The sequence below is a fragment of the Agrobacterium sp. CNPSo 3708 genome, assembly GCF_028674915.1.
Taxonomy (GTDB): Bacteria; Pseudomonadota; Alphaproteobacteria; order Rhizobiales; family Rhizobiaceae; genus Agrobacterium; species Agrobacterium cavarae.
In genome coordinates this window covers 117,408-140,301 of record NZ_JAQZSF010000009.1, presented here as the reverse complement: position 1 = coordinate 140,301, position 22,894 = coordinate 117,408, and the positions used below count along the sequence as shown (strand labels likewise).

Here is a 22,894-nt window from a genome sequence, read left to right as displayed (position 1 = left end):
ATGGCCGAGCGGGCATTCATTCCGACGCATTCAAGAAGGAGAATGCCATGTCCGTCGATACCGCACCCCGTTCCACAACCTGGACCTATGTCGATGGTCAATGGCTTCCCGGCAATCCTCCCTTGATCGGCCCCACCTCCCACGCCATGTGGCTCGCGTCGACCGTCTTCGATGGCGCGCGCTGGTTCGATGGCCTGGCACCCGATCTCGATCTGCACTGCCAGCGCGTCAACCGTTCCGCCGTCAACATGGGCATGAAGCCGACCATGACGCCGGAGGATATCGAGCAACTGGCGTTGGAAGGCGTGAAGAAGTTCGATGGCACTATGGCGATCTACATCAAGCCGATGTACTGGGCCGAGCATGGCATGCGTGGCTCCGTCGTCGCTCCGGACGCGGAGTCCACCCGCTTCGCGCTTTGCCTGTTCGAGGCACCGATGGATGCTGGCGTGCCACTGACGCTGACCGTCTCGCCGCTGCGCCGTCCATCGCCGGAAACGGCCATGACCGATGCCAAGGCTGGTAGCCTCTATCCCAATAGCGGTCGTGCCATCATTGAAGCCCGCTCGCGCGGCTTCGACAACGCGCTGATGCGCGACATGAACGGCAATGTGGCCGAGTCCGCATCCTCCAATGTCTTCATGGTCAAGGAGGGCATCGTCTATACACCGATGCCGAACCGCACCTTTCTGGCAGGCATCACCCGCTCTCGCGTCATGATGCTGCTGCGCCAGGCAGGTTTCGATGTGCGTGAGGCAACGCTATCCGTCGAAGACTTCCGCAACGCCGACGAAATCTTCTGCTCCGGAAACTATTCCAAGGTTTCCCCGGTCATCAAGCTCGACGACCGCGAACTCCAGGCCGGCCCTGTGGCGCGCAAGGCGCTAGACCTTTACATGGAATGGGCAAAATCGGCGACGTCGGCTGAGTAAAAGGACGGCATTGGAACTCCTTGTGGATGTCGCGTGATCACGGTGTCCCATGGAGTTCTATTCGCTCTTGATTTGCACCAACTCTCGACGCGCCACCTCTACCACCGCATCCGTCAGCGACTTTAGCCGATCGGCGGCCAGCCGGTTGACCTGCCAGAACAGCGGGATGTCGAACGGCGTTCCCGCCACAAGCTCCACCAATCGCCCCTCCGCCAGATGATTGCGCACCAGAAGCGCCGGGTTCATGCCCCAGCCCATGCCAAGGAGCGCGGCATCCACGAAGCTTTGGGTGGATGGTAGCCAATGGGTCGGGTGGACGATGGACGCGCCGAAAACCTGGCTGATCCATTGCTGCTGGAGCCGGTCTTTCTGGTTGAAGGTGAGGGCAGGAGCTTGCGCGAGTTCGGTTTCGGTCACACCCTTGGGAAAGTATCGGTCGATAAAAGCCGGGCTTGCTGTGGCGTGATAGCGCAGAAAGCCGAGCGGCGTGACACGGCAGCCCTGGACCGGCTTTTCAAGACTGGTCACCGCCGCGAGGACGCGTCCGCGCTGCAGCCACTCCGCCGTATGATCCTGATCGTCCACCGCCACATTCAGGAGAAAGCCCGACTGATGGGTGAAAGTGGAAACTGCCTTTAGGAACCATGTGCCGAGACTGTCGGCATTGGTGGCGATGTGCAGCGTCACGCGGCTGCTGACCTCGTCGGAAGACAGAAGAGCGGGTAGCTGGCTGAAAAGCTCTGACTCCAGCATGCCCACATGCTCCATGTGGCGGCAGACCCATTCGCCTTTTTCCGTCGCCGTACAGGGATTTCCACGCAGTATGAGAACGGCACCCAGCCGTTCCTCGAGTTGTTTGACCCGTTGAGAGATGGCCGACGGTGTGACGTGTAGCGCCAGTGCCGCCTTTTCAAAACTGCCGGTCTGCACCACCATCGCTACCGCGCGAAGCCCTGCGTAATCCATAGAGTTAGCCCTGCTTAATCAAGATAAGTATCTTTAACTGGATTAAACCGTTGCCGCCACCTATTCGGTGCCAGGACTTAAGGGGCATCGTATGGAATTTTCGGTATATCTTACAGGCTTCACCATGGGGCTGACGCTTATCATGGCCATCGGCGCGCAAAATGCGTTCGTATTGCGCCAGGGTCTTCGCGGCGATCATGTCTTCGCCGTTTGCCTGGCCTGCGCGCTTTCGGATGCGATCCTGATCACCATCGGCGTGACTGCCTTCCGGCAGATAGCCATGGTCATGCCGGCGATCGAACCCGCCATGCGCTATGCGGGTGCCGCGTTTTTGGTGTGGTATGGCGCAAAGAGCCTGCAGTCGGCACTTCGGTCCTCAGAGGCCTTGGCCGCTGCATCCGGCACGGTCACGCCCTTTGCTCCCACACTTCTTACCTGTCTGGCGCTGACATGGCTGAACCCGCATGTCTATCTCGACACCGTCGTTTTGATCGGCACGATCTCGACGCAGTTTCCGGGCAAGGAAGCGGTCTTCGGTGCAGGTGCGACCACGGCGTCATGTGTCTTCTTCTTCTCGCTTGGCTATGGAGCCCGCTGGTTGCGCCCCGTCTTCGCCAATCCGGCGGCGTGGCGCATCCTGGAAGGCGTCATTGCGCTTGTCATGTGGCTAATCGCACTCACACTTCTCACTGGCGGTTAAGGGCAGCGACAAGTGCGCGCAGCGGCGCCGTCATGTGCTTGTCGCGCCTCATTGCCAGCACCAGATGACGTTCCAGTTTCGGCATGAGCGAGCGCGTTTGTAGCCCTTTCGAAGCCGCGTCACGAACGGCCATCGCGGGTACAATGGCGACACCAAGGCCTGACTCGACCAATGTCTTCAGCGCCTCCACGCTGCCAAGCTCCATGACGGGCTGGACTCGTCTGCTGCTGTCTTTCAGCCACCCGTCGACAAGCTTTCGGGTATTGCCGCCCTGATAGAGAAGCAAGGGCTGGCCGCAGAGATAATCGGCGTCAATGTTGTCTGGGATGGCAGACACGTCTGGTGGGAAGACCGCGACCAGTTCTTCGCGATGAAGTTCGCGCAGATCGAGGCTGCGCCCGGTGACGGGAAGCGTGACGATCGCGGCATCGATCTCGTTGTTTTCCAGGAGGCGGACGATATCCGGCGTGTTGCCGGTCTCCACACGAATTTCGATACCGGGCATCAACCGACGGATTTCTCGCAATATCGTCGGCAGAAAGTAGATGAGGGCTGTCGCACCGGTACCGATGCGCAAGCGTCCGCTCTGGCCGCTTCGATGCGGCGCGACGGTCTCGATAGCCTGAGACACTTCGTCGGCAATACGCCGTGCATGCACCAGAAGATCGCGTCCTGCGGGCGTTGGCTGCGCCCGTCGCCCTACGCGCTCGATGAGCCGAACGCCAAGCTGCTTTTCAAGCAACCGAATGTGGAGGCTGATGGCGGGCTGTGTCAGCCCAACCTTCTCCGCCGCCGCGGAGAAACTACCGAGATCCGCGACATCAATGAAGCTCTTCAACTGTCGGAGGTCGAAATCCATATCAAAGAATCCCTTATGCTCTGCATAAGATCTATAATCTTTATTTTGATATGTCTCTGGTGCAGATTGCAGCGACCCGCATACCCCTTCAGGACTTTCCGCAATGACCTCCGCCACAAAAACCGCCATGATCATCCGCCCCTGCGAAGAGGGGGATATCCCTGCGATCGTTGAAATCTACCGTGACGCCGTCCTTTATGGCAGCGCCAGCTTCGAAATCGAGCCGCCGACGGCTGATGCTATGCGGGAGCGCCGGAGAACACTCCTCGCCGGCGGCTTCCCCTATATCGTTGCGGAAATGGAAGGCGCTGTTGTCGGCTACGCCTATGCCGGACCCCACCGCGCCCGCCCGGCCTATGGCGCAACGGTAGAGGACTCCATCTACGTCGATCCCAACAGAAAGGGCTTAGGGATCGGCAAGACCCTGCTGCTGGCACTGATCGAAGAGGCGGCCGCAAGGGGTTTTCGCCAGATGGTGGCGGTTGTCGGCGATTCCGACAACGCCGCTTCTATCGGCGTTCACCGCGCCACGGGGTTTGAGATGGTGGGGACCCTGAAATCCATCGGCTGGAAGCACGGCCGCTGGCTGGACATCGTTCTCATGCAGCGACCATTAGGCGAGGCGGACAGAACGCCGAGAGCTCAAATCTGACGATCTATCCAATAATCGCCATTACTTACGTGCTTTACGTAAGCAGCGCTCTGCTTCTTGAATTCACTCTGTTCGTTAGACGAGCGAATAGTCTTGAACAGGCTGTCAGGGCTTGGTGGAGCCAGGAAGCCCGACCTTGACGGAATCGGCCGACAACTCGCTGCCGAGTTCCACAGCCTTGGTCTTCTTGTCGTAAACGCAGATGTGACTAACGGTTGCATCTGCTCCTTTCGCCTTTCCGGTCAGGATCGCCAAACCGTAATTCTCGCTTCCTGTCGGATCGACGACGGCCTTCGCGTCATCCATCAGCCTTGCCCCCGCATCGAGGCATTTTGCCTGCACGTCGGCAACGAACGCTTCCCAGGCATTATCGGACGATGCGGCTGCGGGGAGCGCCACAAGGGATGTCATGATCAAAACCAAAGCCTGTCGTTTCACTGCCATGTCCTTTCGATAGTCTCTCATCGGATCAGCCGAACGGATCGCTCGGAATCGGTACGGCAAACTGGGTCGCAATCATGTTTTTGAAGAGGCGTGAGAGGAATTTTCTCTTTTGCTGGAACATTTTGACAATTCACAGGTTGCCTGAATTGACGGCTGATCCTATGGTCCGCGCACAAGGTTTCGAGGAGCGGCCCAGCCGCTGCAACAAGGAGTAAAACCATGGCCTTTGAACTTCCCGAACTCCCATACGACTACGACGCGCTTGCGCCTTACATGTCGCGCGAAACGCTGGAGTTTCACCACGACAAGCACCACAAGGCCTATGTGGACAACGGCAACAAGCTGGCTGCAGAAGCCGGTCTTTCCGACCTGTCGCTCGAAGAAGTCGTGAAGAAGTCCTTCGGCACCAATGCTGGTCTCTTCAACAACGCTGCCCAGCATTACAACCACGTCCATTTCTGGAAGTGGATGAAGAAGGACGGCGGCGGCAACAAGCTGCCCGGAAAGCTCGAGCAGGCGATCGCTTCCGATCTCGGCGGTTACGACAAGTTCAAGGCTGACTTCATCGCAGCCGGCACCACGCAGTTCGGCTCCGGCTGGGCCTGGCTTTCGGTCAAGAACGGCAAGCTTGAAATCTCCAAGACCCCGAACGGTGAAAACCCGCTGGTCCACGGCGCAGAGCCGATCCTCGGCGTCGACGTGTGGGAACACTCCTACTACATCGACTATCGCAACCTGCGTCCGAAGTACCTCGAAGCTTTCGTCGATAATCTCATCAACTGGGATTACGTTCTGGAGCGCTACGAAGCCGCTTCCAAGTAATTTTTCCGCCCGATCGGATAAGCAGCACCCGGCCTTTGCGCCGGGTGTTTTGCTTTGCGGCGTCTTCCGATCCTTGCAGGCGGTTGTCACACCTCTGTCATGCGGCGCTTCTAAGCGGTAGCGATCATGACAGCCACATCCTCCACACCTCTATTTTCCTTCGGCATCGTCGCTGACCCGCAATATGCCGACATCCCAGCCCGACCGGAGATGAATCGCTTTTACGCGGAGAGCACGAAAAAGCTGACGGCTGCGATCGACGCCTTCAACCAGGAGAATCTGGCGTTCGTCGTCACCCTCGGCGATCTGATCGACCGCAGTTGGGAGAGCTTCGACGCGATCCTTGGCTGTTACGATCACCTCAGGCATCGCTCCATTCTGCTACCCGGAAACCACGACTTCGCTGTCGAGCCGGAGCATTTGCCAAAGGTCCACGATCGGCTCGGCATGCCGGCAGAGTGGTATGACTTCAGTCTCGGCGAATTCCGTTTCATCGTGCTGGACGGCAATGATGTCAGCACCTTCGCGCCTGCGCTTGGCGATCCGCGCCGCGAGCTTGCCACGGCCCGTCTGGAGGCGCTACGCGAGGCCGGAGACCTGAACGCACAGGACTGGAACGGTTCTTTCAGCAATGAGCAACTGTCCTGGCTACGGGCAACGCTTGCCAAGGCCGATGCCATGCAGGAGCAGGTCGTCCTCTTCTGCCACTATCCTCTCTATCCGGCGAACGCGCATAATATGTGGGACGCGCCAGAGGTGCTGAAACTGCTGGCCGCTCATCACAGCGTCAGGGCGTGGTTCTGCGGGCACAATCACGATGGCAATTACGGCGTGATCGGCAATACTCATTTCGTCAACGTCAAAGGCATGGTGGACACGCCGGACCAGAACGCCTTTGCCATCGCCGATGTTTATCCGGACCGCATCGCCCTGCGTGGCTTTGGCCGGGAGACAAACCGCGTTCTGATGTTTTGAGGTCAGGACCGTGTGGCCGCCCCCATCATTGTCGAAGATCTGTCGGCTCCGTACTGGCAGCCTTTTTCGCCGCTTGCCATGGGCGCAAAGGAAACTGAAAAAGCCAAGTTTAGGTATCTGATTTTCCTCTGGAAAATCACCTGAATGTGACTTCTTTTTGCCATGTGAAGCCTGCATCTTCATTTCTGTTCGACTCGGTGTGCCGCCCGGCACGCATTCGCGCGTCGTGAAGTCGATGCGGAACGGCGAATAACCACCTCCGGTGCCACCGGAACAAGGAGAGAGAGCATGAAATTCAAGACGATTGCCGCATCCATTCTCATAGGCTGTCTTTGCGCCGGAGCGGTTTCCGCGGCCGGCGAGGTAGAAAAGCGTGAAGGCTTGATGAAACAGATCGGCGGCGCCATGGGCGCACTCGGTGCGATCGCCAAGGGCGAAAAGCCCTATGACGCCGAGACCGTGAAGACAGCTGTCACCACCATCAGCACCAACGCCAAGGCATTCCCGGATCAGTTCCCGGCAGGTTCTGAAGGCGGCGCTGCGTCGCCTGCCATCTGGCAGAACTTTGCGGACTTCAAGGCGAAGTCGGAAAAGCTCGGCGCGGATGCCGATGCCGTTCTAGCACAGCTGCCGACCGATCAGGCGAGCACAGGTGCTGCCCTCAAGACGCTCGGCGCCGATTGCAGTTCCTGCCATCAGGCCTATCGTGTGAAGAAGTAAGCGACCGAAGAAGAGCCCGCCGGTTCAGCGGCGGGCTATTTCCTTCAATGATATTTTATCGATAGCGGAGAGGCGGATGGCATCCATCTGGGGAAAGCTGGCAGGCGGTATTGCGGTCGCAGGTCTCGCCGGCTTCGGCATTTTCATGTGGGTGACAGCACCTGAGCGCCAGCCGCCAAGCCACTGGGCCAATCTGGGTGAACCCGATCTTGCCAATGGTGAAACGCTGTTTTGGGCAGGCGGATGCGCAAGCTGTCATGCTGCTCCGAGTGCCAGCGGCGATGCCTTGAAGACGCTGTCCGGCGGCCAGGCCTTGCCAACCCCCTTCGGCACTTTCCATGTTCCCAATATTTCACCTGATCCGCAGCATGGTCTCGGAAGCTGGACGGTGGCCGAGTTCGGCGATGCCATGACCCGAGGGGTCGGAAAGAACGGCGAGCATCTCTATCCGTCCTTCCCCTATACGTCCTATGCCCGTATGACAGCGCAGGATATCAATGATCTCTTCGGCTACCTGAAGACGCTGCCCGCCAGCACCAACGACGCGCCTCCTCACGATTTGCCATTCCCGCTCGACATGCGATTGGCTCTCGGCGGCTGGAAATTCCTCTATTTCGACAAGGGCGCGCCACGGGTGCAGCTTGCCAATGCCAGCGCCGATGTGGCGCGCGGCCAATATCTGGTGGAAGGCCCAGGCCATTGCGGCGAGTGCCACACACCACGCACGGCACTTGGCGGCCTGGTCAATGACAAGTGGCTGGCGGGCGGCCCGAACCCGGAGGGTGAGGGGACGATCCCTGACATCACGCCGGGCTCGCAAGCCATCGGTTCCTGGACGGTCGCCGATATCGCCAGCTATCTCGAAACTGGCTTCACCCCGGATTTCGACAGCGTCGGCGGATCCATGGTCAAGGTGCAGCAGAATATGGCGAAGCTATCGGCCGAAGATCGCAACGCGATCGCTTCTTATCTTAAGGCCATTCCAGCGCGTTGACATCTGTGAATACGGGAGGCTCAAGCTTCTCGCATTGACTCTCCACAACCCCTGACCGATAACAGAGGCGTGATGGTCTTTCCGGTTTTGCCGGAAAGTGAAAAGGGAACACGATAGGAGCCTCGCTCTCATTCGTGGCTGCCCCCGCAACTGTGAGCGGTGAGCCGGAAAACAACAGCCACTGATGCTAAATCTGGCATCGGGAAGGTGTTTTCAAGGCTACGACCCGCGAGCCAGGAGACCTGCCATCACGAAGTGTCGTCAATGCCGGCGGGGTGTCCGGAAGAGCACGGTTTTCGGGTTGGCACCATCCGTCCGAAAAGCCCTGTTTGTCTTTCCCCGTGGTGAAGGTTGAACGCGTGCGTCCGGCTGCCTGAAAGCAGCGCGCCGCTGAAGAAGAGGGTCACCATGTCTATCCAACAGAATACGGCGTCGAGCGCCGTGTCCTCGACCACATCGAAACTCTTGCAGGCGCTGAGTGCCGTTGCACTTGGCCTGTTCATTGTCGGTTTCGTTGGCTTCTCGCATGTCGAGGCCATGCACAATGCGGCGCATGATACGCGCCACGCCAATGCTTTCCCCTGCCATTGAGGGGAGATGAGATGCCGTTTTTCAGAAACATCGTCTTTACCGCGGTCCTCGTCGGCCTGATTGCGGGTCTTGCCGTCAGCGCCATGCAGGCTGTCGGCACCACGCCGTTGATCCTGCAGGCGGAAACCTTCGAGAGTGCGGGTGGCGAAGCGGGTCATTCACATGATGCCGCCACGCCCGCGGATCATCACCATGACGCGGAAGCCTGGGCACCTGCGGATGGCTTCGAGCGCAACGCCTACACCGTCGCCGCCAATGTCCTGACGGCCATCGGCTATGCGCTGGTGCTCACAGGTCTGATCTCGCTTCGCGGCTCTCAGGGCGGCTGGCGCGAAGGTCTGTTCTGGGGGCTCGCCGGTTTCGCGGCCGTCATGCTGGCGCCTATGATCGGCCTGCCGCCGGAACTGCCGGGCAGCCCCGCTGCCGATCTTGGTGCGCGTCAGGTCTGGTGGATCGCGACCGCTGCGGCGACTGCCGGAGGCATCGCGCTCCTCGCCTTCCGCCGCTCGGAACCGTGGGCGGTGATCCTTGCCGTCGTGTTGATCGTTGCGCCGCATGTCGTCGGCGCGCCATTGCCGCCTGCGGGTGAACATGCGCTGGCGCCGCTGCCGCTCGAACGCCGCTTCGTTGTGCTTGCCACTGTCACGAGCTTCGTTTTCTGGCTGATCCTTGGCTCGCTCAGCGGCCTGGTCCTCAAGCGCTTCGACGCTGTAAAGTGACACGATGACGGAGGAGAACGCAGTCGATTGGAGCGATGACCTCGATTGCCTGCGTTTTTCCGTCCCCGGTCATGGCGCGCCCTGCGCCATGCATCGGCTTGCTTTCAAGGTGTTGATCAATGATGCGCTGACAGAAGAGACCTGTCGCGCATACTTTCTGGCGAACCGCGACGCATTTCTCGCGGCGGCCACCGACAAGATCAAGCGGCTGAGTATTCCCTTCGAGCGCAGTCTCCATATCAACAGCCGCGATCTTCGCCGAGCCATGACAGCAGACGACGCGCAAGGACCGGCGCGCCTCTGCCGTGTGCTGGATCGTTAACTCGGCACGTGTTCCGCGGAAAATACCGATAGTTCGGCTTCGGCTTCCGGTCCCCACAGACCGAGGCCGTTCAACACCTCTTTCGCGAAGCTGACCGGTGAATTGCCTGGTGCTGTGACAACACCCTGATCGCTGACGGCTTGTGGCTGATCGCGGTAGAGCGTTGCCCCGTCATAGCCGCCGTATTTTTGATGCGACGCCAGGGCGTTGCCCGTATGGGCCACACTGTTCAAGATGCCGGTGCCGGCGAGCGCGCTGGCCGCAGCACAGATGCCTGCAACCACGCGGCCTTTTGTCCGAAAGCGATGGACCAGATCGCCAAAATCGGGCGCAGTGCCTTTTTCCCAACTCAAGCCGCCCGGGATAACCAGCGCGTCGATCGTCTCCGGGTCGAGGGCGTCATGGGACGTGTCCGGCATCACCTTGAATCCGCCCATCGACGTCACAGGCTGGCCGTCGGGTGAAGCGGTGACGATCTCGACACCGAGATAGCTGCGGGCCGCAGCGGCAAGCAGTGCAGGCTCCCAGTCGGCAAAGTCTTGCGTCAGCGCAATGGCAATACGAGTCATGTCATCCTCCAGAAGCGAAGAAGCTCAGGCGATCGCTTGCATGAAGCGCATGCCGGTGACGGGACGCGGAACGAAATCCATGTTTTCGTAGAATTTGTGTGCGGCGAAGTTGCCGGTCGCAGCGCCGACCGATAGGAAGTCGCAGCCGCAGCGTTTTGCAACGTCGCGCGCGCGCGCCACCAGGTGCTGACCGGTGCCGTGACCGCGATGGCCGTCCCGCACGAAGAGATGGTGCAACTCCATGCCGCGTCGGCCTTCCTGGGCGCGGTAGAGCGGCACGAGAATGGCGTAACCGATAAGCTCACCTGCAGCTTCCGCCACCAGTGCGGTGATCCAGGGGACCTGGCCGAACAGATCGCGCTCAAGCTTCTCCGGCGTGATCGCGGCGGCATCACCATGATGGGCGGCGAGCAGGGTGATCATCTCGTTGAGTTCAGGCAGATCGGCTGCGCGCGCACCACGAATGGTGACGACGGGCGGTCTTGGCAGTGTCAGGAGGCTATCTTCGGTCATGGGTCTGGTCCTTCGGTTGTCTGGTTTTTTGCCGTCAGGACGCTTGGAAAACAACAAAGCCGCCTGACGGCGGCTTGTTGACAAAGTGATCTGTCGAGCCGCCTTTTACAGGTAGGCCCAAAAATACGTGCAGGAGATGGGTGCGCGTTCATTGATCATGCGCGACTCAATGCGCTTGAATTGGAAAGCTGTCAAGGGGAGGCTTCGGCATTTTGGATGGGTCCGTCTCGATACCTGCCACGAGGGCAAGCGGCGCATTGACATCGGTCGTCCTCAGTCCGCTATGTGTCTGCGCGGCGTGCTCTTGCGCTCGATAAGTCAATGGCAGGGACAAAAGCATCGATGACGGCGCAATCCGCAGAGCAAGTGGGTTTTCAGGGCACGGGCGTCTCGATTTTTCCCATTACCCAAGCCACGGCCGCGACATTTACGGATCTGTTCATCGGCGTGACCTTCCTGTGCTTCATCTGCGCCGGGAGCAAAAGGGTCGTCTGTCCTGTGAATGGCGAGTTCGTGGGCGAGGCGGGTGACCTCCTGATTTTCCCCTCCGGTTCTATCGTCACCTTGGAAAACCGTCCTGTCAGCGCTGCGAATTATCGGGCGACAGGCATCTATTTCGATCATGAACTGATTGATGCGGTCTTCGCCGGTCCACCGCGGGCGTCAGGCTCGCCTGGTGTCCAGATCGTTCGCGAGGCAGCAAGCGCTGACTATGATGTGGTGGAGGTCACGCGGCAGGCTTTGCATGATGACACTCTACCCTTGTCGGTCAAGCGCCATCGGGTTCTGGAGCCGTTGGTCTGGCTCCGCCATCACGGTATCCATCTGCCGCGGCGAGGGGAAGATCAACCCTTGAACAAGGTGCGGCGGCTGATAGAGACCGACATCAGCCAGCCTTGGCGGGTGGAAGACGTCGCGCGTCATTTTGCCATGAGTGAAGCCAGTTTTCGGCGGTGGCTGGCGAAATCCGGTCCGGGATTTTCGCAGATCCTGTTGAACACGAGGCTGGAGAAGGGGCTAGGGATGCTGCAATCAACGGATACGCCGATCTCCAGTATCGCGTTGGAGTGCGGCTTCAAGACGCCCTCGCATTTCTCCGAGGCCTTCCGCAAGAGATTCGGTCTTAAGCCACGCTCTATCCGCACAGCCGAATTCTGATCGTTTTTCGATAGTCTTTGATCGCGAGCCGGAAGCTCGAAATTCCTGGCAGGTCTATGTCTTTGAGCATGATCAACGTCTGGAAAGGACACCTCATCATGCTGAAAAAGAACGTTGCGACCGGCGTCATTATGGCGCTTCTGACCGCCACGACAGCAAGCGCCGCGGACTTCAAACTGTCGAGCACTTCGATTGCCGAGGGGCAGCAACTTACGTCTAACTTCGTGTTCAAGGGCTTCGGCTGCGAGGGCGGAAATCAGTCGCCGCAGCTATCCTGGTCTGGCGCGCCGGCTGGCACGAAGAGCTTTGCCATCACGGCCTACGATCCGGATGCGCCGACAGGCTCGGGCTGGTGGCACTGGACTGTGGTGAATATCCACGCAGCGCAAACGTCGCTCGAACTTGGTGCAAGCGGCGACAAGAAGCTGCCCGCAGGAGCCTTGGAAATCCGCAATGATTATGGTGTAGCCGGTTTTGGCGGGGCATGCCCGCCGCCCGGTGAAGTCCACCGCTACATCTTCACCGTCCATGCGCTTGGCACGGAGCATCTGGACCTTCCGGACAATGCCAGCAACGCGCTTGCGGGGTTCATGATTGGCGCCAACACCCTTGCCACGGCAAAGATCACAGCGGTCTATAACCGCTAAGGGCGCAGCAGAGGATAGTCGCTGGCGCTGGTGACTATCCTCTCCCGGCATGACGTCTCAATGATCGTGATCGCACAGACCATGATCCGACAGCGCCCGGATGACATAGCAATCTTCGATCGAGTGTCCGTCGCAGTGGGAGACGATCCGCTCCAGCTCGTGCTCCAGCTTCTTCAGCTTGGCGATCTTTTCCCGCACTGTCGCGAGATGATCGGCGGCAATGCGGTCCGCACCCGCGCACGGCATTTCGCGGTGCTGGCTGAGCGCGATCAATTCACGGATCGCGTCGATGTTGAGACCGAGATCGCGGGCGTGCCGCACGAAAGCGAGACGTTCCAGATCGGTCTTTTCATACCGGCGCTGATTGCCCTCGGAGCGATCGGCTTCGTTAAGCAGCCCCATTTGCTCGTAGTAGCGAATGGTCGGGACTTTCACGCCTGTCCGTTTCGATAAATCGCCGATGGAATACATGGCCTCATCCTCATAGCTATAGCTTGTAGAGATATAGGTTTCAGACAGTGGGAACGCAATTGTTTTGCCGTCTCCGCCGTCAGGCATTCGAGAAAAGCAGTTGGCTATTGACGGGCGCTGATGGAGTATGACGCAAACGACAACGCCTCCCTTTAATGATCACCGTCATGCCCAGTATCTTATCGACCGATCTTTCCATTTCCGCCCTGGCATTTCTGGTGCTCGTCGCTTTGAGCGCAGGCCTCGCGCGCGGTTTTTCCGGCTTCGGCGCGGCGCTGATCTTCGTGCCGCTCGCCAGTTCGGTTATGGGCCCGCAGATTGCCGTTCCGCTTCTCCTTGTGGTCGATGGGGTGATGACGCTCGGCATGATACCGGGGGCAGTCCGTCGGGCGGATCGACGCGACGTCCTCACCATGGCGGTCGGCGCCATCATCGGCGTACCAATTGGCGTCCACCTCCTGATGACACTCGATCCCGTCACCATCCGTTGGGCCATCGTCGCCATCGTTGTTGTGCTCTTGTCGCTTCTGATGTCCGGTTGGCGCTATAGGGACCGGCCAAAGGCAATTCTGACGGCGGTCGTCGGACTGATCGCAGGCGTGTTTTCCGGCGTGGCGCAGATCGGCGGGCCGCCGGTCGTCGCCTATTGGTTGGGTGGGGCTGTGCCGGCGGTCATCGTTCGGGCCAATATCATTCTCTACTTTGCGATCTCCACGGTGCTCAATGCCACGGCCTATCTGTGGAATGATCTCATCACGGTGAAGCTCTTGGGGTTAGCGGTTCTGGTCGCCCCGGTCTACGGCCTTGGTGTGTGGCTCGGCAGTCGAATGTTCGGCCTTGCCGAAGAGAAGACCTTTCGCCGCATCTGCTATGGGATGATTGCAACCGCAGCCCTCATCAGCATGCCGCTCTTTGATGCGCTGAAAGGCTGATCGAACGCTCTGCCACCATCTGCATCTTCTCAAGCAGCATAGGGACTTGCCGTTTGCCCAAAGAGAGAATAGTATACCCCCCTATACTATCGGGAGAACGAGCAGATGTCCCATACGATCCGCGACAAGGATAAGCTTTTGGCGCGTATACGGCGCATGAAGGGTCAGATGGAAGCGGTGGAACGGGCGCTGGAGGGCGGCAAGCCCTGTGGCGATGTTCTGCAACTCCTCGCCTCTGTTCGCGGCGCGCTCTCTGGCCTGACGGGCGAAGTGATGCAGGAGCATCTGCACGAGCATGTGCTGCATGCGGAAAATGACGAGGAACGCGCCAAGGCTGCAGAAGAGCTGGCGCAGGTTCTCAAAACCTACATTCGATAAGGTGACGATGATGGCAACGATGGAACATAGCCACGCGGATGGCACGCATAGCCACGTTTTCTTAGGGACCGATCACGAGCGCAACGAACGACGCGTCTGGATGGTCATTGCTCTGACTACTGTCATGATGGTTGTGGAGATCGCAGCAGGTCACTGGTTCGGCTCCATGGCGCTGACAGCCGATGGCTGGCATATGTCGACCCATGCGGGCGCGATGCTGATTTCGGCGCTTGCCTATCTTTATGCCCGCAAGCACGCGCATGATCCGCGCTTCACCTTCGGTACGGGAAAGTTTGGTGATCTCGCCGGTTTTGCCAGTGCCGTCGTACTGGGCGTCGTCGCGCTGCTGATTGCCTGGGAGAGCGCTCTGCGCTTCGTCTCGCCGGTGGAGATCGACTTCAACCAGGCGATCATCGTTGCGGTGATCGGTCTGGTCGTCAACATCGTCAGCGCCTTGCTCCTCAAGGACGATCACCATCACCATGGACATCACCATGGACATCATCACTGGCATTATCACGATGATCCCGAGGATCATGACCATCCGCATGAAAGCCACGCCCACCATCATGGCACCCACGCTCATCACTCGGATTCCCATGGATCGCACGCGCACCATGGGAGCCGCGACAACAACCTGCGCGCCGCCTATCTGCACGTGGTGGCAGATGCCTTGACCTCGGTGCTGGCCATCGTGGCTCTTGTTCTCGGCAAATGGAACGGCTGGACCTTCCTCGATCCGGCCATGGGCATTGTCGGCGGTATCGTCATTGCCCGCTGGTCCTGGGGGCTGCTTCGCAGCACGGGTGCAGTGTTGGTGGATGCGATGCCGCAGCAGCGCTCACTCGTGGCGAAAATTCGCGGCGTGGTCGAAACGGGCGAAGAAAGCATTACCGACTTACATGTCTGGCAAGTCGGCCCAGGCCATCACGCGGCCATCGTGTCCTTGTCCACGAGAGGCGAGACACCAGCTGCAGCCTATCGGGAAAAGCTTTTAGAGATTGAAGAATTGTCTCATGTGACCGTCGAGATCAACGCAGCTGCGTGATCGACGCGCGAAACGCGCTCTTGCAATGGCTCGGGGCTTCGCCTGAAGTCGCGACAGCCCGTAGAGTGAGCGCCGCCGGAAGCGTCCGGCGGTTTCAGTGTTCCGTGTAGGCCTGATAGACCCATGCTGCATCAGCGGCTTCTGAAGGTCCCTGTGACACGGTCGATGGCGCCGCCGCAGCCTCTTTCACCGCGTCGCGGTTGACGGTCCAGAGCACGCTTGCCAGCGCGCCCGCTTGCAGGGCGTTGACGAAGGAAATCGTGCTGCCGGAAAAGGCAGGCGAAGAAACCTCTGAGACAGCGGCGTCTGTTTGCACTTTCTCAATAGGTTGTGAGCGACTTTGATAGGGCGCTCCGCCAATGTTGTTGTCGATGTTCATCGTTAGCCTCACCAAGCTGTTAACGGTTTTTTAACCGCTGAAGCTTGCGCGAAGCTTGCTGCGCGTTGTTCGAATGCGTTGACGGCGCTTGACAGGGGGCAAACCCCTGCTTCGTTTTTGCACTTTAGGGGCTTGCAAAATAACAAAAACCCCGCAAATGCCGATTCTTTGACGATCAGACGCCGTTCGAACCTGCATTACGCGGGGAATCACTTTGAGAATGGGCAGAATCAGCGGTGCGCCCAAGCGCACCGCCTATCTCTCTAAAATGGCTGAATGGCCTTAGACTTGGTCCTTGCCAGCGACTTTCAGCGCGAAGGCATATTCGAAGGCGATCTCCTCAAGCCGTTGGAAGCGGCCGGACTTGCCGCCATGACCTGCGGCCATATTCGTCTTGAGCAGGATTGGCGCGTCGCCGGTGGTCTTCTCACGCAGCTTTGCCACCCACTTTGTCGGCTCCCAATAGGTCACCCGCGGGTCCGTCAGGCCGGAGATCGCAAGGAGAGGCGGGTATGGCTTGGCACCGACATTGTCATAGGGCGAGTAAGCAGCAATCCACTGATACTCTTCTTCGGACTCCAGCGGATTGCCCCATTCCGGCCATTCCGGCGGCGTCAGCGGCAACGTGTCGTCGAGCATCGTGGTCAGCACGTCGACGAAGGGAACGGCGGCAATGATGCCGGCGAATTTCTCCGGCGCCATATTCGCGACAGCTCCCATCAGCATGCCGCCGGCAGATCCGCCTTCGGCGATAATGCTGCTATAGGACGTGAAGCCCTCCTTCACCAGATGGTCTGCGGCAGCGATGAAGTCCTTGAAGGTGTTTTGCTTGTGCTCCATCTTGCCGGTTTCATACCACTCGAACCCCTTGTCCTTGCCGCCGCGTATATGCGCGACCGCATAGATGAAGCCGCGATCGGCAAGCGACAGGTTGTTGGTGCTGAAGGAGGCCGGAATGGTGATGCCATAGGCGCCGTAACCATAGAGCAGGCAAGGCGCGGAACCGTCGAGTGGCGTGTCCTTGCGGTAAAGCAGCGACACCGGCACCAGTGCACCGTCATGCGAAGGCGCCATGACGCGCCGTGTCACATAGTCGTCCGGGTTATGGCCGGATGGAACCTCCTGGGTTTTCAGAAGCGTGCGCTCGCGCGTCACCATATTGTAGTCGAACAACTGGCTTGGCGTCGTCATGGATGAATAGCTGAAGCGGATGACGTCGGTGTCATATTCGGCAGCGCCATGCAGCCCGAGCGAATAGGCTTCCTCTGCGAAGGCGATCGCATGTTCTTCACCGGTGGAGCGATCGCGAATGACGATACGCGGCAGGCCGTCCCGGCGCTCCAGCCAGAGCAGATGGCGGGCATAGGCATCGACGGAGAGAATGAGCCGGCCCGGCTCATGCGGCACGACCTCTTTCCAGTTTTCCTTGCCCGGCGCTTCCACCGGGGCTTCGACAATCCGAAAATCCTTGGCGTCTCCATCATTGGTAAGAATGAAGAAGACATTGCCGCCTTCCGCCATCGAATATTCGATGCCTTCCTCGCGCTCGGCCACGATCTGCGGCTCCGCCATCAGATACTTGGTGGAAAGGATGCGGTACTCGCTGGTCTCGTGATCGTGGATATCGATGAAAATGAAGTCATCGAGAACCGAGGCGCCGACGCCCATGAAGAAGCCCGGATCCTTTTCTTCGTAAACCAGCCTGTCGGACGATTGCGGCTGTCCGACAATGTGGTGGAAGACCTTGGACGGGCGGTGGTTTTCATCCTGAAGTGTGTAGAAGAAGCTCTTGCCGTCAGGTGCCCAGGCACCGCCGCCGCCGGTGTTTTCAACGACATCATCGAGATCGACGCCGGTCGCAAGATCGCGGATGCGCAGCGTGTAAAATTCGGAGCCCTTGTCGTCATAGCTCCAGATACCGCGGCTGTGATCGGAAGATTGATCGAGTCCGCCGAGACGGAAATAGTCCTTGCCTTCCGCTTCCTTGTCGCCGTCGAGCAGGACATGCTTCTCGCCGCCATCGCGCGGGGTGCGGAAGTAATGCGGCTGCTCACCGCCGGTCACGAACAGCGTGCCGTAGGCATAGGGCCCGTCATTGACCGGAACCGAGGAATCGTCCTGCTTGATGCGGCCCTTCATTTCTTCGAAGAGCTTTTCCTGAAGCGGCTTCGTATCCGCCATCGCGGCTTCCATATAGGCGTTTTCCGCTTCCAGATGGGTGCGGATGGCGGGGTCGAGCAGGGAAGGGTCCTTGAACATCGCCTGCCAGTTATCTGCCCGCAACCAGGCGTAATCATCCGTGCGCGTGATGCCGTGATGCGTATCGGTCACCGGCTTCTTCTGTGCATGGGGCGGGGTGGGCAGGTTCTTGAAAATGGTCAAGACAAACTCGCTTTCATAGGAAAATCACTCTGCGTTTTCATGATGTAAAGTGCCCCTGCGGCGCTATCAAGTTTCATTGTCCCCGACGGAATATCAGCAGGGCACATTTTCGTCGGGTTTCGATCACATTCTGGCGGTAGACGACGCCATCGCCTGCTGCTTCGAGGAGATGCGGCAGGCGTTTCCCCGCCCGAAGAATGCCAAGAAGACTTGAGAAAGCCTCATTAAATCCGATGCAAAAGCCTCTATTGATCGCCCTTTTGACCGCCTCTTCCGTCCTCTCGTTCTCGCTTCCGTCCTACGCCATCGATGCAAATGTCATAAGACAGTTGAACCAGCTTGCGCCTGAGGAGCGCCTGGAACAACGGTGCGATATCGAAGCGATGGAGCGCATTGCCAAGGAGCAGAAAGGCATGAAGCCCGACAAGGTGATTGCCTATGCCTTTGGCGATCCCGACGTCGCCAAGGATTCGATCAAGGCTCCCGGCGCGGTCTTCCGCAGTGGTGGCGAATGGTACCGCCTCAGATACAAATGCCAGGTAGCGCCGACCACACTCGGCATCCGCAACTTCGATTACAAGGTGGGCGACAAGGTGCCGGAATCGCAGTGGGCGAAGCACTATCTCTACGATTGAGAACAATGAGAGCGGCGGCTTTGCCCGCCGCGATCAGGCGGCCAGCAGCCGCGCTTCCTCGCGGATGCGATTGACCATCGAACGAAGGCCGTTGGCGCGCTGAGAGGAGAGATGTTCGACCAGACCGATCTTGCCAAACACTTCGATGGCGTCGAGGGCGGCAATTTCCGAGGCCTTTTTGCCTGAATAGGTGGCGAGCACGATAGCCACCAGCCCGCGCACGATGTGCGCGTCCGAATCGCCCTCGAAGGTCAATATCGGGTCAGGTCCGCCATCGCTGTGGCTTACGACCCAGACCTGGCTGGCGCAGCCCTGGACCTTGTTCTCTGCGGTCTTCTTCTCGTCCGCCAGATCCGGCAGTTCCTTTCCCAGTTCGATCACGTAGCGGTAGCGATCCTCCCAATCGTCCAGGAAGGAGAAGTCGTCCATGATCTTGTCGAGAGAAGCCATTTGCCTGCCATCCATGTTGCTGCCCCGATATAGGGCAATGGCGAAGGGAATTGAACCGCCACCCCAAGAAAAAAGCCCTGCGGCGAAGCATGGGCTTCGGGCAGGGCATCAGGAGTCGGGCAGTCAGGCGGCTCATCTATAGCGGGATGAGCCACAAGGGGTTGTGAGAGGATCTCTCGAATTCGTTAGGCTTGATCGGTTCTCTCTATCGTCAGAGCGCGGGCCGCTTCTGCGGCAGGGGAATGGTGTTCTCGGCCTTGATGGTTCCGGTCTTGATATCGTCGCTGACTGCGACGGTCTCGGCCTTGGCGACAGCCTCGCCAGCGGGGGCGACCTTGGGTTCATCGGCCGCGTTCAGATGGGAGTCGATCAACTCATAGGCGACCTTGGCGCCTTCGCGCGCCCGCTCACCCAGAGCATGGAAGGTTTCCGCACCCTTGACGCAGACGTCCGGCTTTTCGACGCAGATGGCACTGACATAACGGTAGGCTTCGCTGGCAGCGGAAACCGCGCCGGCGACGTTCATTTGCGAGTTCTGGCTATCGGTGTTGTTGCCGCCAAAATAGGACAGTGCGACCAGCACCAGCGAAAACCAGATTGTTCCTTTGATCAGAAACCACATTGCAAGACTACCCTGTTTGACCGGCGCCCTTTTCGGATCATCCGCTGTTGCCCTGTTGTCCGGGCTTGCAAACACCCTAAAGCCAAGAGACCACCACCCCTTTGCAAAAAACCGCGTGATTTAATTCAAATTTTAGCGACTTGTTCCCGCCGCTGGTGACGATTGTGATTTGGATCGGATTTTAGCGTCCGATGTTAAGCATAATTGCGGCGGGCGCGCGCAATCGCAGGCGTTAGCGGCGATAACGCCCGCCACAAATCTTAACGGTACCGAAAAAATACAAGGAAATCCTCTGCTTACCCGTCATTAACCATAACGGACAAAGTGCTTCTGATTTGCCTCGAAATGGGACTTGATGGCGCTGGAGGCGGCTTTGGCGCGCCTGCTTTTATCCATTCCTTAAGCCGCGGAGCCCTATTGTCGGGCATGTTTCAAGGCAGGTTCGAGCCTGCTGCTTTTAGAATGCGGTGTACTGGTATTGCGTAACATAGCGGAAAAAGCGATTGCGTTGGTCGATCATGTCGCGGGCATGTGGCTATCGCGCATGGAAGACGATGCCAGCGAAAGCTTGGCGGTCATCGCCGTTCTGCGCCGCCTCGTTGCTTTCTCTCTTGTGGCGCTCTTCATCGTTCCCGCCATCATCTGCTTTGTCCTGCCGGCATCCGTGGCGCTGCCGCTCGGTGCAGCCCTCGTCGTTGCCCTGTTTCTGGCATCCTGCGCCGTGCTCCTGACGGTCTATAAGCCCGCGCGCGAGGCTCAGGACGCTGTTATCGACCGTGAGCAGCTTGCATCGCAGGTGCCAGGTCTCCTGCTGTTCTTCAACGAGCAGGGCATCGTTCACGCGGTATCAGGCCGCGACCTGCGGCAGTTTCCGCTTCAGCTGCAGAACTGCGCCGGCCATATCCTCGCCGAGATGGTCCATGTTTCCGATCGCATCGCCTTGATGCAGGCTTTCGATACGCTGCGCCAGGGTGAGGATCACGCCAGCGTCGATCTGCGTTTCGAGACCGGCTCCGTCAATCGGCAGATTCAGTTCGTCTATGCCCGCATGGATATGACCGCAGAGCGTGACCAGTTCGGTCGGCTGGTGCGCGTCGTCGGTCAGCTTATCGACGTCAGCGAGATGGAAGCCTTGCGCCGGGAAGCGGCCCGCAGGACGATCGAGGCAGAGACGGCGACGGAGGCGAAGTCGCGTTTTCTCGCCGCTGTCAGCCACGAACTGCGCACACCTTTGAATGCTATTCTGGGCTTCTCCGATATTCTTGCCGGCGAATATTTCGGCAAACTGGAGAATGATCGCCAGCGCGAATATGTCAAACTCATTCGTCAGTCGGGTGGTCACCTGCTGTCGGTCGTCAACACCATGCTGGATATGAGCAAGCTTGAGGCCGGTCGCTACGAATTGATGATGGAGCCTTTCCGCATCGGCGACGTTATCGCGTCCTGCGAAGGCATGCTGGGTCTTCAGGCGAAGCAGAAGGGCTTGACGCTGACAAGCCGCATCCAGCGCGATCTGACGGAAGTCGTTGCCGATCAGCGCGCCATCCAGCAGGTTCTGATCAACCTTGCCAGCAACGCCATCAAGTTTACCGAATCCGGTGGTGTGGTGGTGATCGATGCGGCTCTGCAGGGCGAGATGCTCAAGCTGACGGTCAGCGATACCGGCATCGGTATTGCCGCCGACAAGATCGAACTTCTGGGCCGCCCGTTCATGCAGGTTCAGAATGATTATACCCGTCGCTATGAGGGCACGGGGCTTGGACTGTCGCTCGTCAAAGGACTTGTGGAATTGCATGGCGGAAGCCTTGTCATCACCAGCAAGCCGGGCGAGGGAACGGTCGTCACCATATTGATGCCGGCTGATGGCTCCGGCCAGCCGCTGAGCAGCTGTGAAGACGCCGATGCGCCGGTGGAATTTCCGCCGCGCCTGAAAGACACGGCGGGTGGCGCCGACATGATGAAGAGGAAGGACACTGCGGATGGCCGCGCCAAAGCGAAAATCGCCTAGGAAAAAGACGGTCCGGAAGGAGCCGGGTTTGCTGTCCGTGGCCCTACGCGCCCTCGGCCAGCAGATTGTCAGCCATCCCAAACTGGTCGGCGGCTCGACCGCGTTCCTTGTCGTTTTCGGTTTCGTCGCTGCCAATGCTCTCTGGTATCAACCCGGCCACCATCCATCCCCGTTCCTGCGTACCCGTGACGAGGAAGATCCAAACGGCATTGCCGGGTATCGCATGACGTCGACGCTTGGCCAGCACGGCAATGTCACGACGTTCCGCATAGAGCGCCAGACGGATGTTCCAGAACCCACGCAGCAGACTGCGGCTCAGCCTCCGGCAGGGCAGGGCGGGGCAGCGGCACCCCCAGCCCAGGCGCAGCCGGCCGGCACCCATCCGCCGTCCGAACTCGTCGCAGAAATCCAGCGCGAACTCGCGCGCCGTGGCCTCTACGATGGTCCGGCCGATGGTCTGACGGGACCACGCACGACCGCTGCCATCCTCTTCTTCGAAGAGACGGTCGGCATGGAACAGACAGGTGAGCCGACCAGCCGCATTCTCTCGGCCTTGAAGATCGACAGCGCGACAACCGTTGCCGCCATTCCCAAAGCCCTGCCGAAGGATCGACCCGCAGCAGCCAATGGGGGCGGGGTGGCGATCGATCCCGTCGCAGCCGCCATTCGCAATGCGGAGGTTCATCCTCCAAAAGCGCAGAATGTGTCTCTTACGTCCGACAGTGGTGCAAAGCCGGTCGGCAAGGATCTGGTTTCCAAGATCCAGCAAGGCCTCGTCAATATCGCCTATGCCGATGTGAAAGTGGATGGCGTTGCCGGCGAACAGACCCGTCAGGCCATTCGCAATTTCGAAAAGCATTATCGCCTGCCGGAAACAGGCGAGCCGAGCGAAGCGGTGCTGAAAAAGCTGAAATCTATCGGGGCCTTGTGAGCCTCAGTTGAATCTCTGACTGAGCCTCTTGGTGATTTGCCGTCCTTTTGCGATTCAAAGGACGAGCGCTTGACG

Annotated in this window: 29 protein-coding genes and 1 riboswitch; of the genes, 19 read left to right on the top strand and 10 right to left on the bottom strand. The window is 59.2% G+C overall.

Annotated features, from left to right (window positions below):
• The first annotated feature begins 47 nt into the window (after positions 1-47).
• Positions 48-932, top strand: coding sequence for a branched-chain amino acid aminotransferase (locus tag PVA19_RS19320; RefSeq protein ID WP_274103881.1), 885 nt, complete (start codon positions 48-50; stop codon positions 930-932).
• A 57-nt stretch (positions 933-989) separates the two neighbouring features.
• Here PVA19_RS19320 and PVA19_RS19315 read toward each other — a convergent pair whose 3' ends face one another.
• The gene (locus PVA19_RS19315) at positions 990-1,898 is read right to left on the bottom strand and encodes a LysR family transcriptional regulator ArgP (RefSeq protein ID WP_274103880.1); all 909 of its coding nucleotides are present in this window, start codon (positions 1,896-1,898) and stop codon (positions 990-992) included.
• Positions 1,899-1,989: 91 nt separating this feature from the next.
• Between PVA19_RS19315 and PVA19_RS19310 the strand changes: the two genes are divergently transcribed.
• Positions 1,990-2,598: a LysE/ArgO family amino acid transporter gene (locus PVA19_RS19310; protein ID WP_274103879.1), complete on the top strand. Its 609-nt coding sequence runs from the start codon at positions 1,990-1,992 to the stop codon at positions 2,596-2,598.
• Here PVA19_RS19310 and PVA19_RS19305 read toward each other — a convergent pair.
• Positions 2,585-3,457: a LysR family transcriptional regulator gene (locus PVA19_RS19305; protein WP_274103878.1), complete on the bottom strand. Its 873-nt coding sequence runs from the start codon at positions 3,455-3,457 to the stop codon at positions 2,585-2,587. The two genes, PVA19_RS19310 and PVA19_RS19305, sit on opposite strands and share 14 nt — an antisense overlap.
• Positions 3,458-3,560: 103 nt before the next feature.
• On the opposite strand from PVA19_RS19305, the gene PVA19_RS19300 reads away from it, so the two are divergent.
• Positions 3,561-4,109, top strand: a complete 549-nt coding sequence (locus tag PVA19_RS19300; RefSeq protein WP_274103877.1) for a GNAT family N-acetyltransferase — start codon at positions 3,561-3,563, stop codon at positions 4,107-4,109.
• A gap of 105 nt (positions 4,110-4,214) precedes the next feature.
• On the opposite strand, the gene PVA19_RS19295 is transcribed toward PVA19_RS19300, so the two are convergent.
• Complete coding sequence (locus PVA19_RS19295) at positions 4,215-4,520, bottom strand: hypothetical protein (protein ID WP_274103876.1); 306 nt, start codon at positions 4,518-4,520, stop codon at positions 4,215-4,217.
• Between the two features lie 252 nt (positions 4,521-4,772).
• Between PVA19_RS19295 and PVA19_RS19290 the strand changes: the two genes are divergently transcribed.
• From PVA19_RS19290 to PVA19_RS19255, 8 genes are all read left to right on the top strand, one after another.
• Positions 4,773-5,375: a superoxide dismutase gene (locus tag PVA19_RS19290; RefSeq protein WP_062425801.1), complete on the top strand. Its 603-nt coding sequence runs from the start codon at positions 4,773-4,775 to the stop codon at positions 5,373-5,375.
• 126 nt (positions 5,376-5,501) lie between these two features.
• Positions 5,502-6,350 carry a metallophosphoesterase gene (locus tag PVA19_RS19285; RefSeq protein ID WP_274103875.1) on the top strand — a complete coding sequence of 283 codons (849 nt, stop codon included), beginning with the start codon at positions 5,502-5,504 and terminating at the stop codon, positions 6,348-6,350.
• A 12-nt stretch (positions 6,351-6,362) separates the two neighbouring features.
• The gene (locus tag PVA19_RS19280; protein ID WP_274103874.1) at positions 6,363-6,494 is read left to right on the top strand and encodes a hypothetical protein; all 132 of its coding nucleotides are present in this window, start codon (positions 6,363-6,365) and stop codon (positions 6,492-6,494) included.
• A 144-nt stretch (positions 6,495-6,638) separates the two neighbouring features.
• Positions 6,639-7,070, top strand: coding sequence for a c-type cytochrome (locus PVA19_RS19275; RefSeq protein WP_062438183.1), 432 nt, complete (start codon positions 6,639-6,641; stop codon positions 7,068-7,070).
• A gap of 76 nt (positions 7,071-7,146) precedes the next feature.
• Positions 7,147-8,064: a cytochrome c gene (locus PVA19_RS19270; protein WP_274103873.1), complete on the top strand. Its 918-nt coding sequence runs from the start codon at positions 7,147-7,149 to the stop codon at positions 8,062-8,064.
• A 56-nt stretch (positions 8,065-8,120) separates the two neighbouring features.
• Positions 8,121-8,328, top strand: a riboswitch (cobalamin riboswitch).
• A gap of 144 nt (positions 8,329-8,472) precedes the next feature.
• A complete protein-coding gene (locus PVA19_RS19265; protein WP_082447245.1) occupies positions 8,473-8,655 on the top strand; it encodes a CbtB domain-containing protein in 183 nt (60 codons plus the stop codon).
• 11 nt (positions 8,656-8,666) lie between these two features.
• Positions 8,667-9,374, top strand: coding sequence for a CbtA family protein (locus PVA19_RS19260; RefSeq protein WP_274103872.1), 708 nt, complete (start codon positions 8,667-8,669; stop codon positions 9,372-9,374).
• 4 nt (positions 9,375-9,378) lie between these two features.
• A complete protein-coding gene (locus PVA19_RS19255; protein WP_274103871.1) occupies positions 9,379-9,696 on the top strand; it encodes a hypothetical protein in 318 nt (105 codons plus the stop codon).
• Here the strand turns inward: PVA19_RS19255 and PVA19_RS19250 are convergent.
• Positions 9,693-10,265, bottom strand: a complete 573-nt coding sequence (locus tag PVA19_RS19250) for a type 1 glutamine amidotransferase family protein (protein WP_274103870.1) — start codon at positions 10,263-10,265, stop codon at positions 9,693-9,695. The genes PVA19_RS19255 and PVA19_RS19250 overlap by 4 nt on opposite strands.
• Before the next feature lie 24 nt (positions 10,266-10,289).
• The gene (locus PVA19_RS19245; RefSeq protein WP_062425795.1) at positions 10,290-10,778 is read right to left on the bottom strand and encodes a GNAT family N-acetyltransferase; all 489 of its coding nucleotides are present in this window, start codon (positions 10,776-10,778) and stop codon (positions 10,290-10,292) included.
• Between the two features lie 342 nt (positions 10,779-11,120).
• Here PVA19_RS19245 and PVA19_RS19240 point away from each other — a divergent pair, with 342 nt between their 5' ends.
• On the top strand, positions 11,121-11,936 hold the full coding sequence (locus tag PVA19_RS19240) for a helix-turn-helix transcriptional regulator (RefSeq protein WP_130977758.1): 816 nt from the start codon (positions 11,121-11,123) through the stop codon (positions 11,934-11,936).
• Positions 11,937-12,034: 98 nt separating this feature from the next.
• Positions 12,035-12,583, top strand: coding sequence for a YbhB/YbcL family Raf kinase inhibitor-like protein (locus PVA19_RS19235; RefSeq protein WP_113272277.1), 549 nt, complete (start codon positions 12,035-12,037; stop codon positions 12,581-12,583).
• Positions 12,584-12,640: 57 nt separating this feature from the next.
• On the opposite strand, the gene PVA19_RS19230 is transcribed toward PVA19_RS19235, so the two are convergent.
• Complete coding sequence (locus PVA19_RS19230; RefSeq protein WP_062425793.1) at positions 12,641-13,054, bottom strand: MerR family transcriptional regulator; 414 nt, start codon at positions 13,052-13,054, stop codon at positions 12,641-12,643.
• Between the two features lie 167 nt (positions 13,055-13,221).
• Between PVA19_RS19230 and PVA19_RS19225 the strand changes: the two genes are divergently transcribed.
• The 3 genes from PVA19_RS19225 to dmeF all read left to right on the top strand — a co-directional run bounded on the left by PVA19_RS19225 (position 13,222) and on the right by dmeF (position 15,412).
• Positions 13,222-13,986 (top strand): sulfite exporter TauE/SafE family protein, encoded by a 765-nt coding sequence (locus tag PVA19_RS19225; protein WP_274103869.1) that lies wholly within the window; start codon positions 13,222-13,224, stop codon positions 13,984-13,986.
• 105 nt (positions 13,987-14,091) lie between these two features.
• Positions 14,092-14,364, top strand: coding sequence for a Ni(II)/Co(II)-sensing transcriptional repressor DmeR (gene dmeR, locus PVA19_RS19220; protein WP_113272125.1), 273 nt, complete (start codon positions 14,092-14,094; stop codon positions 14,362-14,364).
• A gap of 7 nt (positions 14,365-14,371) precedes the next feature.
• Positions 14,372-15,412, top strand: a complete 1,041-nt coding sequence (gene dmeF / locus PVA19_RS19215; RefSeq protein WP_274103868.1) for a CDF family Co(II)/Ni(II) efflux transporter DmeF — start codon at positions 14,372-14,374, stop codon at positions 15,410-15,412.
• Positions 15,413-15,506: 94 nt separating this feature from the next.
• Here the strand turns inward: dmeF and PVA19_RS19210 are convergent, their stop codons facing one another.
• Positions 15,507-15,791, bottom strand: coding sequence for a hypothetical protein (locus PVA19_RS19210; protein WP_111847686.1), 285 nt, complete (start codon positions 15,789-15,791; stop codon positions 15,507-15,509).
• 282 nt (positions 15,792-16,073) lie between these two features.
• Positions 16,074-18,173, bottom strand: coding sequence for a S9 family peptidase (locus PVA19_RS19205; RefSeq protein WP_274103867.1), 2,100 nt, complete (start codon positions 18,171-18,173; stop codon positions 16,074-16,076).
• A 233-nt stretch (positions 18,174-18,406) separates the two neighbouring features.
• Between PVA19_RS19205 and PVA19_RS19200 the strand changes: the two genes are divergently transcribed.
• Positions 18,407-18,808, top strand: coding sequence for a DUF930 domain-containing protein (locus tag PVA19_RS19200; protein WP_274103866.1), 402 nt, complete (start codon positions 18,407-18,409; stop codon positions 18,806-18,808).
• Between the two features lie 33 nt (positions 18,809-18,841).
• Here PVA19_RS19200 and PVA19_RS19195 read toward each other — a convergent pair whose 3' ends face one another.
• Both PVA19_RS19195 and PVA19_RS19190 read right to left on the bottom strand, forming a co-directional pair.
• Positions 18,842-19,258, bottom strand: a complete 417-nt coding sequence (locus PVA19_RS19195) for a SufE family protein (protein WP_062425787.1) — start codon at positions 19,256-19,258, stop codon at positions 18,842-18,844.
• Between the two features lie 211 nt (positions 19,259-19,469).
• A complete protein-coding gene (locus tag PVA19_RS19190; protein WP_274103865.1) occupies positions 19,470-19,880 on the bottom strand; it encodes a DUF5330 domain-containing protein in 411 nt (136 codons plus the stop codon).
• Positions 19,881-20,367: 487 nt separating this feature from the next.
• Here PVA19_RS19190 and PVA19_RS19185 point away from each other — a divergent pair, with 487 nt between their 5' ends.
• Together PVA19_RS19185 and PVA19_RS19180 are read left to right on the top strand one after the other, a co-directional pair.
• A complete protein-coding gene (locus PVA19_RS19185; RefSeq protein WP_111847979.1) occupies positions 20,368-21,888 on the top strand; it encodes a sensor histidine kinase in 1,521 nt (506 codons plus the stop codon).
• On the top strand, positions 21,860-22,819 hold the full coding sequence (locus tag PVA19_RS19180; RefSeq protein ID WP_274103864.1) for a peptidoglycan-binding domain-containing protein: 960 nt from the start codon (positions 21,860-21,862) through the stop codon (positions 22,817-22,819). The genes PVA19_RS19185 and PVA19_RS19180 overlap by 29 nt, the downstream gene beginning before the upstream one ends.
• Positions 22,820-22,894 lie beyond the last annotated feature (75 nt).